The organism is Pseudovibrio ascidiaceicola, assembly GCF_900114245.1.
Classification (GTDB): Bacteria; Pseudomonadota; Alphaproteobacteria; order Rhizobiales; family Stappiaceae; genus Pseudovibrio; species Pseudovibrio ascidiaceicola.
Genome location: NZ_FOSK01000003.1, coordinates 226,934 through 244,098 on the forward strand (window position 1 = coordinate 226,934; position 17,165 = coordinate 244,098).

The 17,165-nt window shown below is 51.1% G+C and carries 20 protein-coding genes; 14 read left to right on the forward strand and 6 right to left on the reverse strand.

Annotated features, from left to right (window positions below):
* Positions 1–39 precede the first annotated feature (39 nt).
* The 8 genes from BM231_RS07640 to BM231_RS07675 all read left to right on the forward strand — a co-directional run bounded on the left by BM231_RS07640 (position 40) and on the right by BM231_RS07675 (position 5,691).
* Positions 40–945: an endonuclease/exonuclease/phosphatase family protein gene (locus BM231_RS07640; RefSeq protein ID WP_208860177.1), complete on the forward strand. Its 906-nt coding sequence runs from the start codon at positions 40–42 to the stop codon at positions 943–945.
* Between the two features lie 49 nt (positions 946–994).
* Positions 995–1,684, forward strand: coding sequence for an HAD family hydrolase (locus tag BM231_RS07645; RefSeq protein WP_093518209.1), 690 nt, complete (start codon positions 995–997; stop codon positions 1,682–1,684).
* 117 nt (positions 1,685–1,801) lie between these two features.
* Positions 1,802–2,440: a thymidine kinase gene (locus tag BM231_RS07650; protein WP_093518211.1), complete on the forward strand. Its 639-nt coding sequence runs from the start codon at positions 1,802–1,804 to the stop codon at positions 2,438–2,440.
* A gap of 27 nt (positions 2,441–2,467) precedes the next feature.
* On the forward strand, positions 2,468–2,749 hold the full coding sequence (locus BM231_RS07655; RefSeq protein ID WP_063290025.1) for an HlyU family transcriptional regulator: 282 nt from the start codon (positions 2,468–2,470) through the stop codon (positions 2,747–2,749).
* A 117-nt stretch (positions 2,750–2,866) separates the two neighbouring features.
* Complete coding sequence (pgsA, locus tag BM231_RS07660; RefSeq protein WP_057463579.1) at positions 2,867–3,439, forward strand: CDP-diacylglycerol--glycerol-3-phosphate 3-phosphatidyltransferase; 573 nt, start codon at positions 2,867–2,869, stop codon at positions 3,437–3,439.
* A 60-nt stretch (positions 3,440–3,499) separates the two neighbouring features.
* Entirely contained in the window at positions 3,500–3,751 is a 252-nt protein-coding gene (moaD, locus tag BM231_RS07665; protein ID WP_057463580.1) for a molybdopterin converting factor subunit 1, read from the forward strand.
* A gap of 42 nt (positions 3,752–3,793) precedes the next feature.
* Positions 3,794–4,282: a molybdenum cofactor biosynthesis protein MoaE gene (locus BM231_RS07670; RefSeq protein ID WP_093518219.1), complete on the forward strand. Its 489-nt coding sequence runs from the start codon at positions 3,794–3,796 to the stop codon at positions 4,280–4,282.
* A gap of 152 nt (positions 4,283–4,434) precedes the next feature.
* Positions 4,435–5,691 (forward strand): multidrug effflux MFS transporter, encoded by a 1,257-nt coding sequence (locus BM231_RS07675; protein ID WP_093518220.1) that lies wholly within the window; start codon positions 4,435–4,437, stop codon positions 5,689–5,691.
* Positions 5,692–5,752: 61 nt separating this feature from the next.
* Here BM231_RS07675 and BM231_RS07680 read toward each other — a convergent pair whose 3' ends face one another.
* Positions 5,753–6,652, reverse strand: a complete 900-nt coding sequence (locus tag BM231_RS07680; RefSeq protein WP_093518221.1) for a branched-chain amino acid aminotransferase — start codon at positions 6,650–6,652, stop codon at positions 5,753–5,755.
* A gap of 319 nt (positions 6,653–6,971) precedes the next feature.
* Here BM231_RS07680 and BM231_RS07685 point away from each other — a divergent pair, with 319 nt between their 5' ends.
* From BM231_RS07685 to BM231_RS07695, 3 genes are read left to right on the forward strand one after another with little or no spacing between them, the layout of a single operon-like run.
* Positions 6,972–7,448: a MarR family winged helix-turn-helix transcriptional regulator gene (locus tag BM231_RS07685; RefSeq protein WP_093518222.1), complete on the forward strand. Its 477-nt coding sequence runs from the start codon at positions 6,972–6,974 to the stop codon at positions 7,446–7,448.
* Positions 7,449–7,457: 9 nt separating this feature from the next.
* On the forward strand, positions 7,458–8,159 hold the full coding sequence (locus BM231_RS07690) for a response regulator (RefSeq protein WP_063298291.1): 702 nt from the start codon (positions 7,458–7,460) through the stop codon (positions 8,157–8,159).
* A gap of 44 nt (positions 8,160–8,203) precedes the next feature.
* The gene (locus BM231_RS07695) at positions 8,204–9,586 is read left to right on the forward strand and encodes an ATP-binding protein (RefSeq protein ID WP_063312564.1); all 1,383 of its coding nucleotides are present in this window, start codon (positions 8,204–8,206) and stop codon (positions 9,584–9,586) included.
* Between the two features lie 1,144 nt (positions 9,587–10,730).
* Here the strand turns inward: BM231_RS07695 and BM231_RS07700 are convergent.
* The 5 genes from BM231_RS07700 to BM231_RS07720 form a co-directional block, all read right to left on the reverse strand.
* Complete coding sequence (locus BM231_RS07700; RefSeq protein ID WP_057463587.1) at positions 10,731–11,087, reverse strand: tRNA-binding protein; 357 nt, start codon at positions 11,085–11,087, stop codon at positions 10,731–10,733.
* Between the two features lie 125 nt (positions 11,088–11,212).
* The gene (locus tag BM231_RS07705) at positions 11,213–11,905 is read right to left on the reverse strand and encodes a hypothetical protein (protein WP_063293979.1); all 693 of its coding nucleotides are present in this window, start codon (positions 11,903–11,905) and stop codon (positions 11,213–11,215) included.
* 330 nt (positions 11,906–12,235) lie between these two features.
* A complete protein-coding gene (proC, locus tag BM231_RS07710; RefSeq protein ID WP_093518230.1) occupies positions 12,236–13,057 on the reverse strand; it encodes a pyrroline-5-carboxylate reductase in 822 nt (273 codons plus the stop codon).
* Positions 13,054–13,554: a type III secretion system chaperone family protein gene (locus BM231_RS07715; protein WP_014286739.1), complete on the reverse strand. Its 501-nt coding sequence runs from the start codon at positions 13,552–13,554 to the stop codon at positions 13,054–13,056. The genes proC and BM231_RS07715 overlap by 4 nt, the downstream gene beginning before the upstream one ends.
* Positions 13,555–13,835: 281 nt before the next feature.
* On the reverse strand, positions 13,836–14,120 hold the full coding sequence (locus tag BM231_RS07720; RefSeq protein WP_057463662.1) for an accessory factor UbiK family protein: 285 nt from the start codon (positions 14,118–14,120) through the stop codon (positions 13,836–13,838).
* 307 nt (positions 14,121–14,427) lie between these two features.
* Between BM231_RS07720 and lgt the strand changes: the two genes are divergently transcribed.
* From lgt to pgeF, 3 genes are read left to right on the forward strand one after another with little or no spacing between them, the layout of a single operon-like run.
* Complete coding sequence (lgt, locus tag BM231_RS07725) at positions 14,428–15,261, forward strand: prolipoprotein diacylglyceryl transferase (protein WP_093518232.1); 834 nt, start codon at positions 14,428–14,430, stop codon at positions 15,259–15,261.
* Complete coding sequence (locus BM231_RS07730) at positions 15,258–16,349, forward strand: class I SAM-dependent methyltransferase (RefSeq protein ID WP_093518234.1); 1,092 nt, start codon at positions 15,258–15,260, stop codon at positions 16,347–16,349. The genes lgt and BM231_RS07730 overlap by 4 nt, the downstream gene beginning before the upstream one ends.
* A gap of 24 nt (positions 16,350–16,373) precedes the next feature.
* Positions 16,374–17,141 carry a peptidoglycan editing factor PgeF gene (gene pgeF / locus BM231_RS07735; protein WP_093518236.1) on the forward strand — a complete coding sequence of 256 codons (768 nt, stop codon included), beginning with the start codon at positions 16,374–16,376 and terminating at the stop codon, positions 17,139–17,141.
* The last annotated feature ends 24 nt before the right edge of the window (positions 17,142–17,165 follow it).

Genomic DNA, 17,165 nt, shown 5'->3' on the forward strand with positions numbered 1-17,165 from the left:
TTCCTGCTCCTTGCCTCATTATTCGCTCCAGGAAATCTGTTGAGCGAAGCGGTAGCTTTCTTCATCCCGCAACTTATCGCATTGGGTTTCGTCAGTCTCCTACTCTGGCTCGTAATGGCTAGAAAGCTACACTGGCTCCATTTACTATGCCTCTTAGGCTTAATCATCTCTAGTTTCTGGATGGTCACCAGCATCCGACTCGTCACCCAGCCTGTCGCAATTCTGGAGAACCACCCCAAGAGCAAGTCGTTCAACGTCATGAGTCTCAACCTCCTGCATATGCAGTTTGAAAAGGAGGCCCTACAGGAGCTCATCGAAAAACGACAACCAGACCTGATCGTGTTTCAGGAAACCGCAAGCGCAACTCCTCGTCTGAAAACGTTCCTGACTGAGAATTATCAATACGCTATCCTACCGCCAGCGAAGCGTGACACGGATCTCACGGTCTTCAGCAAATTTCCGCTTAAAAACTCAAAACGGGTTCATATACCTGGCCTCGGGCAAAACGGGTACATTCCGCGCGAGTTCTTGAGCGCAGATCTCGACATCAACGGCACCCTGATCCAGCTCTATGCGATCCACCCGGCAAGCCCACGTAGTCAGCGTCGCCTCGACGGACGGACGACCTACATGAATTACGTGTCAAATTACATCCGGGAAAAGCAGACAGATTCACCCATTATGGTTTTAGGGGACTGGAACACACCTGTCTGGTCAGATACCTTCCAGAAATTACTCTCAGATTTGAAGCTGAAAACAACATTTACCAGCCTCATTCCGCAGACAACTCGATATTTTATCAATCCATTTCTTGGAAAAGTGTTGGGATCAAAAGTCGATCACATCACCTCTTCCGAAGAAATAATAATCAAAGACCTCTTAATTGACGAAGACGTCGGCTCAGACCATTTTCCAATCTTCGCAACACTTCACATATTACCCTAAAGTAAGCATATAATAACTTTCTAAGGATTAGTCCGGAGGGAAATTTGGAATGCCACGAGAATTACTCATATCCTTCGATGCAGACCAAACCCTCTTTGATTTTCAACGAATTCTGGACGAAGCCCTCATCACCACCGCAAGTTTTTTAAGCCATTACTCCGACAAACCCATCACCCCCAAACGCCTCAAAAAGATACATAAATCCCTCATTGAAGACGCAGGCCCCAACAACATTCGCTTACTGGAAACTCGAAGAGCTTCATTTGAACAAGCACTTAATCCACTGAGCAATGCTAAGGATTTGTCCGAGCAGGCGCTGGAAATCTTCAAGAAAGTCCGCTTCGGAGACCCTTATTTTTACCCTCATGTCAAAGAAACGCTCGCAACACTGAAGCGAAACTACAAGACAGCACTCATCACCAATGGCAACTCTTGCCCTAAAAGCGCTGGCATCGCCCACCTCTTCGACTTCGTGGTAATGGCAGAAGAGTATCCCTACAAAAAACCGGATCCCCGCCTCTTTGATGCTATGCTTTCAATGGCTGGCATAAGCCCCGACAAACTCATCCATGTCGGCGACTCTTTGGAGCACGACATCGCAGGCGCAAACAATATCGGCGCCACTTCTGTCTGGTTTAACCCTCTGCAGCATGCCAATCGATCCCCTGTTCTGCCGGATCATTCCATAGCCTGCATGCGTGAATTGCCAAGTTTGGTTGCTGGATACGCCTCACGCTAAAAGTTTGCCGTGGAACCTTGTGAGTAACCTCCCAGGGTTCTGGCCTCTCTCACGAATCCATGTATGAAGACCTAATCAGATTGAACGCGATGAGGCGCGCCGCGCCGCGAAGGGCCAATGGCAAAACTATATTTCAATTTCTCCGCAATGAATGCTGGTAAATCCACTCTGCTGCTGCAGGCCTCCTATAACTATCAGGAGCGCGGCATGCGCAGTTTGCTGTTCACAGCAGCCCTCGACAATCGCACCAAGGTCGGAGAAATTTCATCGCGTATAGGTTTGAAATCAGAAGCCCTCATCTACGACACAAAGCTTGATCTGTTCGCTTGTATTGAGGAACAACTCAAAGAGCACCAGTTCAACGCGGTCTTCATCGATGAAGCACAATTCCTGACAGAAGAACAGGTCTGGCAGCTGGCCCATGTTGCGGACCATCTTCGAATTCCTGTAATGGCTTACGGTTTGAGAACCGACTTTCAGGGCAAGATGTTTCCAGGCAGTGCCGCACTCCTCGCCATTGCAGATATCCTCCGCGAAGTGAGAACCATCTGCTGGTGCGGATCCAAAGCAACAATGGTGGCCCGCGTGGACGAAAGCGGAAACATTGTCGAAGAAGGTGATCAGGTTGTCATCGGCGGTGAGGAATCCTACATCTCGCTTTGCAGAAAACACTGGTCCATGCGCAAACTTGGGGAACCAACGGGTGAAAACAAGGATGCACTCGCCGACATGATGTGCGAACTTGTAGACCACTAAAACTACGTTTAGTCTGGGAGAACAAACATGGGCTTTTTCTCAAATCTGTTTGGCGGCAACAAAGATGAAAAATCTACGCCAGCTGCGAAGGCAGAAGAATTTGAAGGCTACCTGATTTACTCTGAACCTTCTCGCCGTGGAGGACAGTGGCAAACTGCAGGTCGCATCACCAAGCAATTTGGTGAAGAAACCAAAGAGCACACCTTTATCCGCGCAGACACACATGGCTCTGAGGATGAAGCAAAAGAGTTCTCTTCACGCAAGGCAAAGCAGATCATTAAGGAAATGGGTGACGGGATGTTTACATAATCCCGTATACTCCCCTGAAGTCCTGCACAAATAAGCGTGCTACAATTGACAGGACGCACTTGGATGTGCACACCCTGCCTATGAGCGCTTGTTAGCCGCGTAAACTTGAAGGTTCATATGTCCCGTAAGCTTATATTTTCGCTTCCAAATATTCTTACTTACGGCCGCATTGCTGCTGTGCCAGCTCTGGCTGTGTGTTTCTACTTCCCAACCCACACCGCCCGTTGGATTGCATTAAGTATCTTCTTCATAGCTGCAATCACAGATTTCTTTGACGGCTACCTCGCCAGAATTTGGCAGCAACAGTCCGCTCTTGGCCGTATGCTGGACCCAATTGCCGACAAACTTCTCGTTTCTGTTTGCCTCCTTATATTGGCATGGGATCAAACAATCGGAAACTGGTCTATCTTTGCCGCTATCATCATTCTTTGCCGGGAAATCCTTGTTTCTGGCTTGCGTGAGTTCCTTGCTGAGCTTCGTGTTTCGGTCCCTGTTACCAAACTGGCTAAATGGAAAACCACTGTCCAACTCGTTGCCTTAGGCTTTTTGCTCGCAGGTGATGCGGGCGATGTTGTTTTCCCCTACACCACATCAACTGGTATAGTGCTACTTTGGGTCGCAGCGATTTTGACCTTATATACGGGGTATGACTACTTCCGCGCCGGAATTGGCCATCTGATTGAAGACTAATTCCTGTAAAAGACAAGGCTTCCACAAAAAGGAAGCCACACAATACCGGGGCTCATTCTCATGAAAATTCGTTATTTCGCTTGGCTGCGTGAGCGCACAGGAACCTCTGAGGAAACCATTGAGCTTCCAGAAACTGTTAAAACCGCTGGCGAATTGATGAGTTGGCTCGCAGCTCGTGATGAAGGTTATGCGTTTGCCTTCGAACAACCAGAAACCATTCGCATTGCAGTCAATCAGGAACACGTGGAAGAAGATCACGTTTTGTCTGGAACTGAAGAAGTTGCATTCTTCCCGCCAATGACGGGCGGTTGAGGAGCACCTTCCCTCCAGCATCTCTCAAAGTCTGCGAGTACCATGACAAACAGCACCACCACAGAATTTACAGTCCGCGTTCAGGCTGAAGATTTCGACGTCTTAGCAGAAACCGAAATCCTCACTAAAGGCCGCAAAGATGTCGGAGCTATCGTTACATTCACAGGCCTCTGCCGGGATGAAGGCGGCACACTAGAAGCGCTGGAACTTGAACACTATCCGGGCATGGCCGAAGCTCAGATCTCAAAGTTTGCGCAGCAAGCCGTTGAACGCTGGCCTCTGACAGGCCTCACGATCATCCATCGCTTTGGCAAAATTCCTCCAGGTGACAATATTGTATTGGTCATAGCAACCAGCTCACATCGTCGCGCAGCCTTCGAAGCCTCTGACTTTCTAATGGACTTCCTAAAAACTCAGGCACCATTCTGGAAGAAAGAGCATCTCAAAGAGGCTTCTGATGGAACTTGGGTCGAGGCCAAAGCAGTTGATGATGCCGATGCAGCGCGCTGGAACGAAGACAAACCCAAATAGTTTCAGCGATTCATAAATATGCAGTGCGCAACAATGAGCTGGCACTTGCCTTGACATAGCCATGTTTGCCAGTTCAAATAGAAGCTAATTTGAGTTTATTAGGTCGCAATCGCGACCTCTTACCTTTTTTGCACCCAACAAACAGGTCTCTGATGTCTGCAGTTTCTGATCTGCAGCATGAGCGAGCACCTCATCCTGGGCTTTCCTTATGGGAAATTGTCAGCCTTGTTGCAGCGCTTATGGCGCTGAACGCGGTTGCGACGTCAATGATGCTCCCGGCTCTTCCGGCCATGAGCGCTGCATTGTCTGTCCCCGACAATGATCGCCAATTGGTGATCACCGCCTACATGCTTGGTCTCGCTTTTGCTTCGCTCTTTTTCGGTCCACTTTCGGATACGATCGGTCGCCGAACCACACTGTTAATCGGCCTCAGCCTGTACATCATTGGCGGAGTGTATTCGACGTTCGCTGTAAGCTATGAGCACATGCTCGCGGCTCGAGCTCTTCAAGGTATAGGCGCTGCAGCACCGCGCGTCGCATCCATTTCAATGATCCGGGACTGGTACAGTGGTCGTCAAATGGGCAAGGTCATGTCCCTGGTCATGGTTGCCTTCCAGATTGCCCCAGTGATCGCTCCATTCCTCGGACAGATCGTCCTTTGGGTCGCTCCGTGGCAAGGCGTATTCGCCGCCCTCACGCTGTTTGGCGTGCTCCTTCTTGTATGGTGCTCCATGCGCCTTCCTGAAAGCCTCGCCCCAGTGAACCAACGCCCACTGGAATTGCGTTCTGTCCTCAGTGCATATCGGTTAGCTCTCACCACACGTGTGACCCTTGGCTACATGATGGCAATGACATTCATCTTTGCCTGTCTTTTTGCGTTCATCAATTCCGCACAACAAGTCTTCATGGAACGCTTTGCACTCGCTGACCTGTTCCCAATAGTTTTCGCAGCCATCTCAATCGCAATGGCCCTCTCCTCCTACCTGAACTCTCAGATGGTAGAGAAGTATGGTCTGAGAAAGATGTCTCACATGGCACTTCTCGGCTTCACGGCAACATCAGTCCTGACAGCAGCAATCGCCTACAGCGGTTCATTGACCATTGTTTCGTTCATCGCAATTCAATCTCTGGCAATGTTCTTCTTCGGCTTCATTGGTCCAAACTTCAACACCATGGCAATGGAACCATTGGGCCGCGTTGCTGGCGCAGGTTCAGCCATGATTGGCTTCATCACGACCCTGATCGGAGCCCTACTCGGCGCTGGCATTGGCAAGCTATATGACGGGACCGAACTACCTCTCGTATATGGTGTGGCACTATTCTCAATACTTGGCTTGATCTGCGTGCTGATCACTGAAAACGGCAAACTGTTCAGACCGCAACACGAGCAACAGCTCGCAGCCGAATAAAACAAGAAAGCCCGCTACTCAGTCAGAGCAGCGGGCTTTGAATTTTTATGCAGCGAAGAAATCAGCTTGCTACAAGCAACTCTTCTTTCGCAGGCTGCACCGCAGCCATGTAATCCTCGATCATCAGCTTAGTGATTTCACCCGGAGCAAAACTGTGCGGTCCGATTTCGGAAACCGGTGTCACTTCAGCAGCAGATCCTGTCAGGAAGCACTGTTCAAAGCCTTCCATCTCTTCTGGCATGATACGGCGTTCAATTACCTCAATACCGCGAGCACGCGCCAGATCAATCAAAGTGCGGCGCGTAATGCCATCAAGGAAGCAATCAGCAATCGGAGTATGAATTGCACCGTCCTTGATGAAGAACACGTTCGCACCAGTAGCCTCAGCAACACGGCCCTGCCAGTCAAGCATCAGCGCATCAGAATAACCTTTGGCTTCCGCTGCATGCTTCGAAATCGTGCAGATCATGTACAGACCAGCAGCCTTTGATTTGAACGGAGCAGTCTTTGGATCAGGACGACGATACTCCGCCAAATCCAGACGAATACCCTTCAAACGTTCTTCTGGAGAGAAGTAGCTCGGCCACTCCCATGCAGCAATTGCCAAATGGATAGTGTTGGACTGAGCAGAAATGCCCATCATCTCACTGCCGCGCCAAGCAACCGGACGCAGGTAAGCGTCTGTCAGATTGTTCTCAGTCAGCATCTGTTTACACGCACCGTTAATCTGTTCTTCGCTCCACGGAATAGTGAAGCCCAGAACTTCTGCAGACGCATGCAAGCGCTTGGTGTGCTCTTCCAGCTTGAAGATCTCGCCGCCATAGGCGCGTTGACCTTCGAACACACTGCTTCCGTAGTGCAAACCGTGCGTGAGCACGTGCACCTTGGCCTCTGACCACGGAACAATTTTTCCATCCAACCAGATTGAGCCTTCTAGTTGATCAAAGGGTATACCCGCCATTTCTCTTCTCCATATGGCGAACAATTCACGGTGCAGGCAAAGCAAGGCCTTGCCAGTCAAGGTGTGTTCTAGCTAAATCAATGAATTCTGAAAGGATAGGTGTACAGAGCAGCCGTATTACAACTACAGATGATCAATACCTATCCACGATGTAAAACCGATGAAGAAATTAATTTTTCAACTATTGCGCACATGCGACGTGTTGAGTTCTTTCCTTTCTTCAGCGATGAGTAACTTGTAACTATCATTCTGAAATAAGTCAACATGACTGACGTATTTTTTGTAAGATTAAAAAATAGGCAGTTATCCGGGACAGGAAATGAATAAAAAAGACAGCGATTCACCACGGTTTGACCTTATTGAACTGTTTTTCTTCGCTTATCGCGATTTTACGGGTGATCCGGATGTGCTTCTCGATGAGCTGGGTTTTGGTCGTGCCCATCACCGTGTTCTTCATTTTGTGCACAGAAACCCCGGAATCAGAGTCTCTGACCTGCTCGACATTTTAAAAATCACGAAGCAAAGTTTGGGACGTGTTTTGAAACAGTTGGTGGATGATGACTTCATTTGTCAGGAACCAGGAGCGTTGGACCGCCGTCAGCGCCTGCTTTATACCACTGAAAAGGGTACAGAATTTTGTGCCCGGTTATCCAAACTCCAATCCCAACGTATTAATAAGGCGATCTCAATGATGCCAGATGGCAGTGATGAGATTGTCCGCCAGTTTTTATATCTTATGATTGATGAGAATGAACGTAGCGAAGTTGCCCGTCTCATCACCAAACAAACAGATTGAGGAATTACCGTGGCCCGCTCTGCTCTTCTGGAAGATGATGCACCTCACATTCTCCTGATTGATGATGACAGTCGTATCCGCGACCTGCTCCAAAGGTTTCTCGGTGAAAGTGGATTTCGGGTAACCGTCGCAAGAGACGCAGAAGAAGCCCGTCGCAGATTATCCGGCCTGGAGTTCGACCTGCTCATTCTGGACGTCATGATGCCAGGCGAAAGCGGAATTGAGCTCGCAAAAGACCTGCGCCGTTCCAAAGCTGTCCCTATCCTCATGCTTACAGCTCGCTCCGATATTGAAGATCGGATTGAGGGACTGGAAGCTGGTGTCGACGATTATGTCTCAAAACCGTTTGAACCACGCGAATTGCTCCTTAGAATTTCTGCCATCCTCCGCAGAGGTGGCCCAAAGCCAAAAATGAAGCTCGAAGTCTTGGCGTTCGGCCCGTTCCAATACAACGCAGAACGCGGCGAACTGAAACGCAATGACGAGCATGTCCGCCTGACAGACCGTGAAAAGCAGATCCTCAACACCTTCGCAGAAAAACCTGGTCAAACTGTAGCACGAACTGATCTGGTGGGAGCAGATGCTGCACTTGGCGAGCGCACAATCGACGTTCAGGTGAACCGCTTGAGAAGAAAGATTGAGGAAGACCCCGGCAATCCCTTGTACCTGCAGACTGTGCGTGGGATAGGTTATCGGCTTATTACCAACTAGCTGCCATTATATCAGCCAGCACACACGCAATCAGCGAGAGGACGATGGGCTTTTCAAACCGGTTCACACTCCCACAATGGATCAGAACGCTCTTAAAGCCCTACTTCGCGGTGACAAGCTGGCTGCACTATCGGCTACCGAAGGGCCTTTATGTCCGTGCACTGCTGATCATCGTCATCCCTTTCCTGATCCTGCAATCAGTCCTCGCTTTCGTTTTCATGGAGCGCCACTACGATCTGGTCACGCGCCGCCTGTCTGAGGCGGTGGTTCGGCAGATTGCTGCTGTTGTCGACATGACTGAAACCTACAATCATGACGACAACTACGCGACACTGAAGCAAATCAGCGCGGGTGCACTGGGTCTATCCGTTACAGTTCTTCCCAAAGAACCTCTACCACCACCAAAACCAAGACCGCTATTTGATCTGGTGGATCGGTACATGACCCGTGAAATTGCTGCACGCATTGGCAAACCGTTTTGGATTGATACCGTCGGCGCTTCAAAGTACGTCGAAATCCGCATCCAGCTCGAAGACAAAACGCTTCGTATCATCGCCCGTCGCAGCCAGACCTATGCGTCGAACTCCCATATCTTCATCGTCTGGATGGTCGCCACCTCGCTGGTTCTGATCATCATCGCGGTCTTATTCCTTAGAAACCAAATCCGGCCAATCGAGCAACTGGCAGACGCTGCTGAGGAGTTTGGCAAGGGTCGGCAAGTCTCCAATTTCCGCCCACATGGCGCTCGTGAAGTCCGCCGTGCGGCTCTTGCTTTCGTTGACATGCGCCGCAGAATTGAGCGCCATGTTGATCAGCGTACGACCATGCTTGCTGGTGTCAGCCATGACCTGCGAACCATCCTCACGCGGTTCCGTCTTGAGCTTGCTCTGCTTCCTCAATCTCCTGAGGCGGATGCTCTGCGTAAAGACGTCGACGAAATGAACCGCATGCTGGAGGACTATCTCTCCTTCTCCAAAGGCTATGGTGACGAGCCGCCTGCCCCAGTCGATATCTCGCTCATGCTTGAAGATCTGGAGGTTGAGGCAGAGGTTGTTGGTGCAGACGTTGCATCCTCCTTCGACGGAGATCCACTTGTCATCGTCAAAGGCCGAGCCTTCCGGCGCTGTCTGCTGAACGTGATTTCCAATGCCGCACGCTATGGCAAGACGCTGCGCATCAAGGGCAATCGAACACCTGACTGGCTGATTATCACAGTTGATGATGATGGCCCGGGCATCCCGCGTGAAGAACGAGAGAACGTCTTCCGTCCTTTCCACAGGCTGGATACGGCCCGCAATCAGGACAGCGGTGGCTCAGGCCTCGGCCTGGCGATTGCAAGAGATATTGTGAGAAGTCACGGGGGGGAAATCTTCTTGCGTCAATCTCCACTGGGCGGCCTGCGCGTTCGCATACGCATTCCGATCTAGCCCACAATGTACAGGACATGCGAAGAGCACCACATGACCTGTCATGCAGTGTTGAACCAGAGTTCCCGAAGGTCGGGATGAGCAAGGCGGCAGGCAATACCTGCGCTATTTATTAGTAATGAGTCTTCGGCAGTGGCTGCTCGCCTCGCCCGGGCTTTCTTTGGATGAACAACGTCGCCTCTTTTGCCTATAAGGCACGATAGCCGGTTTCCCGGAAAGACAATGGCTTATCCAGTCAGGTTTCCCTGACCAAACAGTTCCTCCGTCTTTGACAAATACCTTCGCAAAAACAGGTTCCCCTGCCGGTGCTCGTGTATCTATCACCGCATGATACCCTATAGTCCTGGGCCCTTCCCCTCAAACCATGCGGTCACGTTTGAAGTTCGGTTCACCGGACCACCAGAAAGATGCGTTACCTCTTCTGATAGCCCCGCCCAACCCACGCCTCACTGACGGACGGTCCGCCAGCAGCCCGTTGCGTGGGCATGTCTCTCAGAATATGGGAGAAAACTGGGAGGGGAATAAGTTTTTTGAGACAGTCTTTGCCCCACCCATCGATGTCATCCCGGGCGATGACCCCGGCCCCATACCCCCAGTGTCAGAGATTGCTCGAACGTCTCAGCAAAATAGTAAAGCAAGCGGTTATGGGTCCCGGGTCTCCGCGACGCTCCGCCCGGGATGACACCGAGGAGTGAGGCGCAGGGTGATTTGGGCGTTTGCGGCTTGGTTTTCTGGAGGACATTGAGGGCGCGTGAAGTTTGTTGGATTCCGCATCAAGTGCAGGATAGCCTTGGTGGTTTTGGGGGCTGCTGTTGCCCACCACCGTCATCCCGCACAAGCGTAGCGCGATGCGGGACCTAGAGCCCCCCCTCTCCCTCGTCATCCGCACTTGATGCGGGATCCAGAGCTACACTCACCAACGCCAGCACCTTTCGCACTGGAAACCGGATCAGCGCTCCGCTTTCCCGGCATGACGGTTGAGGTCCCAGAGCAACCAACCAGTCACTCTGGATACCCATCACAGTCAACAGAATGCCAGCGTCTTACAGCGTATCGCCGAAAAGTGGGAACCGGTTTTCGGATAAAGATACGCAAAAATAAAGGCTAAAGCAGTTCAGATGTTTCAACCTAAATACGAACTGCTTTAGTGCATCCGGCCACCGTTAGGCACCTTGCTGTCGGGATGAAGCAGAACGATATCTCCATTCTCATCCGCTAACCCAAGTGTCAAAACTTCAGACATAAATGGCCCGATCTGGCGTGGTGGGAAATTCACAACAGCAATAACCTGACGACCAACAAGCGCCTCAGGCGTATAGTGAGCAGTGATCTGAGCAGACGTTCTCTTCACACCAATATCATCACCAAAATCAATCTTCAGTTTGTACGCGGGCTTGCGGGCCTCGGGAAAATCAACGGCTTCAACAACAGTGCCAACACGCACATCCACATTCAAAAAATCATCAATACCGATGGTTTTCGTATCTTCTTTTTGGTCCATATTCTTCTCAATAACTCAAATTACAACGCATCTTTATCCGAAAAGTGGAAACCGATTTTCGAATAAAGGTACACAAAAACAAAGGCTAAAGCAGTTCGCGTGTTTCAGCTTAACTACAAACTGCTTTAGGGACTGGCTTCAGCCCCACCATTCGCAGTTTCAGGTGGAGGTGTGCTTTTACCTGCTGGGCGCGAAGGTCTCTGGCACAAACGTCCCAGGCCTTCAATAAAGGGAGCTGCCACTTTCTCAACGCGGCAAGCACGGCCCATCCATTTTTCACCGTTCGCTAGCATATCGTCAACGGCAACCATAACTTTCGGGTGCCCCGGTGCGTCATCCTCAAGCCAAACACGAACCAACCGCTCAAAACCCAAAGCCAAAGCATTGGACATGCCGACACTGCGCAAACCAAATTCTTCAATGCCAGCTGCCACCAGCATCCACTTCATCGAGCGTGTCACCAGCTTGTGCATATGCATGGCCAAAGCCGGGTCCTTGACCACTGTCTTGCGTAGGTTACGGATCGCCTCTCTATGCGGTTCCATGATATCTAACCGGCACATGAGGACGTCAAACAGCCGATCACGCCGTGTTTCATCCATAAGGTCAGGATCACGCTCTTTCAGAACTTTCTGGTCAATGTCCTGCATAAAGGCTGCCAGCAGATCCAGCTTTCCATTGCAACACGCCCGCACCACCTCAATCTTCACACCAGCATTATCTGCGATCGCTGTATAAGTGATCTCTTCAATCCTGTGTGTTTCCAGCAACTCAATAAAACTTGCGATGACTTTCTGATGGGTCTTTTCGGTGGGCATGGCACGCTCCTGTATGGCCAACACTCCAGAGCGCGTTCCGTTTGATTGGCGTCAATCAAACACTTAGAACTCGCTCTACTAAAGAAGTTAGAGTGCGGAGCGTGAATGTAAATGAACGCGACCTGCTCTAACTACGCATCAACACCTAATCATACACACAGGAGCAACCCAGATACAAAGAAAAAGCCTTAGTCTAGTAACCGAGGCTTTACTTCAATATCGAGCAATTTTGGAACCTGCTGAAAGCATATCTCAGAGAAGTGGAAACTGGTTCTCAGATAAAGATACGCCGCAGCAAAATCTAAAGCACCTCAACAAAGAAGTGCTGTTTTAGTCAGCAAGTTCTGTGGCGCGATGAGCTGCCTTTGCAACAGCGTCACTCATCAGGTTTGTCAAAGCGTCATCCCCCATCAGCACGGAAAGTGCAGCTGCTGTCGTACCACCGGGAGAGGTCACATTCTTACGCAAAACATCGGCATTCTCAGAAGATTGATGAAGCAGCTCACCAGAGCCTGCAACTGTTCCGCGGGCTAAGGCCTCTGCAAGCTCGGCATTCAGCCCCAATCGCTGACCAGCCTCGCTCATAGCCTCAACCAGATAGAACACATAGGCAGGACCGGAACCGCTGACAGCTGTTGCCAGATCAATCTGTTCCTCTGCATCCACCCAGTAAAACACGCCGATTGTTTCAAGCAGGGAGCTCATCAGAGCCTTTTGCTCATCCTGAACTTCAACCGAAGCATAACCTGCAGTCACACCTCGCCCTACCTGAGAAGGCGTATTCGGTATCACGCGCACAACAGGCTGCGCAGCTCCAAACGTATCTTTAAAACGCTTGATCGTTGTCCCAGCTGCCACAGAAAGAATGATGCTGCTCTCATCCGCCACATTGGTGAGTGTTGGCAGCACAGCTTCCATCATTTGCGGTTTGATAGCCATCAGCAACACACCGGCCACAACACCTTCTGGCACGCTCTTGTGCCAGGTGATGCTGTTTGCAGTGATGGTTTCAAGGGTGTCAGATGGTGGGTTGGGGTCAACAACCACAACATGCTCAGGTGCCATACCCTGCTTCATCCAGCCGGCAAGCATGGCACCACCCATTTTGCCTGCTCCAATCAGAACAAGCGGGCGTTCATTCGTTAGTTTCATGCATCACCGGCAGTTTCAAACATCACAGTTTCCATCGCTTCCTGTGCTGTCTTGCCAGCCCACACGACAAACTGGAACGATTGATAATACCGTTCACATGAATCAAGAGAATTGGAGAAAAGGACTTCTATCTGAGATGAATTGGCTTCTGCACCACCAGCCAGCAAAAGCGACTGACGGAAAATAACAACACCTTCACGACCCCAGATATCAAAGTGACCCATCCACTGCTGCTCGTTAATGAGCGCAAGCAGACGAACAATCTCATCTTTTCTGGGAGCAGGAACCTTGAGGTCGAATGCACTTGCCATATGCAGTGCTTCCAACTCTTCCATCCATGAAAAGGTTACGTGGTAATCACACCAAGTCCCTGTAACCGAAATGGAAATCTCGTCATCACCAAGGCGTTCAAAGGACCAGTCATTACCGGTTGCAAGGTTTTCAATGGTATCAACCGGATTCAGGGGGCGTTCCGTGCCAAACTCAATAAGGCTCATTTCCGGTCCTCTTTCCGTTTGAGGAATGGTTTGTCTACCCACTCCGGACGGACGCGGGTTGAGTGATCATGGACCAGACACTTACGTGCTCTTGGATAGAAGCATGTACTACAAAGGAAGTTCCAGACCGGAACTATTGATGCAGGACATCGAATCCCTTTTTTGCCAATATACCGATAGATTTGGCCTTTCCCCTATAGGGGGAATAGACAGATCATTGCGAAAATTGTGGACGACTCAAAGCCGCCCACAGCATATTCACATGTAATTTTCAGCCAAACCTACGCTTTGTCTTCTGGCGCAGCTTTTTCATCTAGATCGGCAAGGCGCTTTTCTACTGCTGCAAGGCGCTCTTCAAGCTTTTCAACTTCATCAAGCGCTTTGATCGCCATGTCTTTGACTGTGTCAAACTCATCACGCGAAACCAAATCCATATCCGACATGAAACGCTCGGCCTGCGCTCGGAATGCGGTTTCTACTTCCCGCTTGGCACCCTGCGCAACACCAGCGGCATCGGTCATCAGCTTTGCAAACTCGTCGAACATGCGATTTGGAGACTGGCTCATGGCGTCCTCTTTAAATTTATCTCTTACAAACAAGTATTGGTCCGGCCCGTCAGTTTCAAGCGCTGAGAGCCGATTTGCACCCAGAACCCTAAAGAACCTGTCAGTAAGATGCCGAAAGCTTGTGTTGAACACCTGCCACAAACCACTTGACCAAATCCTTCACTTATCGGAATGCTCGCTGAACTGAAGCGCATGAGGTTTGATAACCTCCGATCAAACACTTGCAATGCGCTCAAATAAACCGAATTAGAGTGAAGTGCGCGAGGGCCACTGAGCGCAAGGCACTTTAATAATAGAAGGGTTTCATATGCCGCTCTTAGCAATACCTTTCCCGATGATTGATCCGGTTCTGATTGAATTCGGACCACTGGCCATCCGTTGGTATGCACTGGCATATATCGCCGGAATTCTTCTTGCATGGCGCTACATGATCGTAACCGTCCGCAACTCGCCTCTTTGGAACAAGACAGCTCATCCCACAGCAACGGACATCGACGACTTCGTCATGTGGGCAACGCTCGGCATTGTTCTGGGTGGTCGCCTCGGCTACGTCCTGTTCTACAATCTGCCCTACTACCTCGCTAATCCAGCAGACATTTTGGCTGTCTGGGAGGGAGGCATGGCCTTCCACGGTGGCTTGTTGGGCATGATTGTTGTGCTGATCATCTATTCCAGAGCACGCGGCCTGTCCGGCTGGACCATGTTTGATCTGGCCGCTATAGCAGCCCCAATCGGCCTCTTTTTCGGGCGTATCGCCAACTTCATCAACTCAGAGCTTTGGGGCCGCCCAACAGATGTGGCATGGGCCGTTGTCTTCCCAACCGGCGGACCAGAACCAAGACACCCAAGCCAGCTTTATGAAGCAGCGCTGGAAGGAGCACTTCTGTTCTTCGTGCTGCGCCTGTTGTCCCACCGCTTCAAACTGCTGCAAAAACCCGGCGTACTCGCGGGCAGCTTCGCCATCGGTTATGGTCTGGCACGCACCTTCGTAGAATTCTACCGCGTACCAGATGCACACATCGGCTACCTCGCAGGCTTCTTTACCATGGGAATGCTGTTGAGCCTGCCAATGGTTTTGATCGGCATTGTCGTCGTGATTTGGGCACTCAAAAGAAACACAGAAAACAAAGAAGCAAAATGACCAGCTCTGCGGCCACGCCTCTTCAGGCAAAAATCAAAAAGCGCATCGCGGACCATGGTCCAATGCCCCTCGCCGAATACATGGGCATGTGCCTGTCTGATCCCGAACATGGCTACTACATGCGCCAGCAGCCATTCGGGACGAAAGGTGACTTCACCACTGCGCCGGAGATCTCACAGCTGTTCGGCGAGTTAATTGGCGCATGGCTTATGCATCAATGGCTTTCACAGGATTTGAAAGGTCCGGTGCATCTGATCGAAATGGGTCCGGGCCGCGGTACCTTGATGAAAGACATCCTGCGCGTTATCTCGTTGCGCCCGCAGCTGCTCGCCAACATTCAGATCCATTTGGTAGAAACCAGCCCATCCTTACGCAAAGCACAGCGTAAGCTGCTCAAAGCCTACACAATCAAGTGGCACGACACGCTGGAGACCATCCCGGATGGTCCAACCTTGCTCGTTGCCAACGAGCTTTTTGATGCCCTGCCGATCCACCAGTACCAACTCACCGAGCACGGCTGGCGTGAACGCTGTGTTGGACTGGATGATAATGGCAACCTCACATTCGGTATAGGCTCAGGTACGTTGTCTCCAGCCGATGTCGCAAAAGCCGGATTGCAGGCAAAAATGGGCGATACGCTGGAGCTGTCTCCCGCCTCCACCGCGATTGCCTCACAAATTGGACAGCGTCTCAAAGCGAATGGTGGCGCCGCTCTGCTCATCGACTACGGCTATGCGAAAACTGCCACCGGCGACACCTTCCAGGCCCTCAAAAAACACGAGTACGTTTCCACACTGGAACATTGCGGCGAAGCGGACTTAACCGCCCACGTCAACTTTCAGGCACTCGCCAGCGCAGCCACTGCAGAAGGAGCCAATGTCCACGGCCCAATCGGTCAGGGCGAGTTTCTGCTCGGCCTTGGATTGCTGGAGCGCGCCGGACAACTTGGAACCGGCAAGTCCACGCTGGATCAGGACCAGATCCGTAAAGACGTGGAGCGCCTCGCTGCCGATGATCAGATGGGAAACCTCTTCAAAGTCCTCTGCATCATCAACACATCAGAAAAACCAATTCCATTCCAGAATTGAACCCACCACAACAAGGAGAAGCCAATGATTAAAGTGCCTGAGCTTGAAGCAATGCAACGCCTTTCACATGGCTTCTTCACCCGCGAAGGAGGCGTTTCCTCCGGCATCTATAAAGGCCTCAATGTCGGCTTGGGCTCAAGCGATAACCGCGAAGACGTTCTGGAAAACCGCCGCCGCGTCGCCGCCCAGCTCGGCACAATGCCTGAACGGATGGTCACGCCCTACCAGATCCACTCCACCAAGGTTCTGAGCGTATCTGCCCCCTTTGCTGATGAGGATGACAAACGCGCAGACGCTCTCGTCACCAGCACGCCCGGCCTCGCCATCGGCATCCTGACTGCGGACTGTGGCCCGATCCTGTTCGCTGATCCGGACAACGGAGTTATCGGTGCAGCCCATTCAGGCTGGAAAGGCGCCGTCGACGGCATCCTGCCCAACACCATTCAAGCCATGCAGCAACTGGGTGCAACCCCATCAAACATCACCGCTGTGATGGGCCCGATGATCTCGCAGCAGGCTTATGAGGTTGGCCCGGAGTTTGTGGTGCGCTTCCTCGAACAGTCTCAGGACAACCAACGCTTCTTCGTTCCCTCAGAAAAGCCACTGCATAGCATGTTTGATCTGCCAGCTTTCATCAAAGCTCAACTCGACAAACTCGGCCTCAAAGACGTCATCGACCTCGAACTATGCACATATGCAGATGCGGATAGGTTCTTCTCCTACCGAAGAACCACCCATAACAAAGAACCAGATTACGGACGCCAGATATCAACTATCATGTTGACCGCCTGATTGTGCTGACGGGCGAGCAAGAGT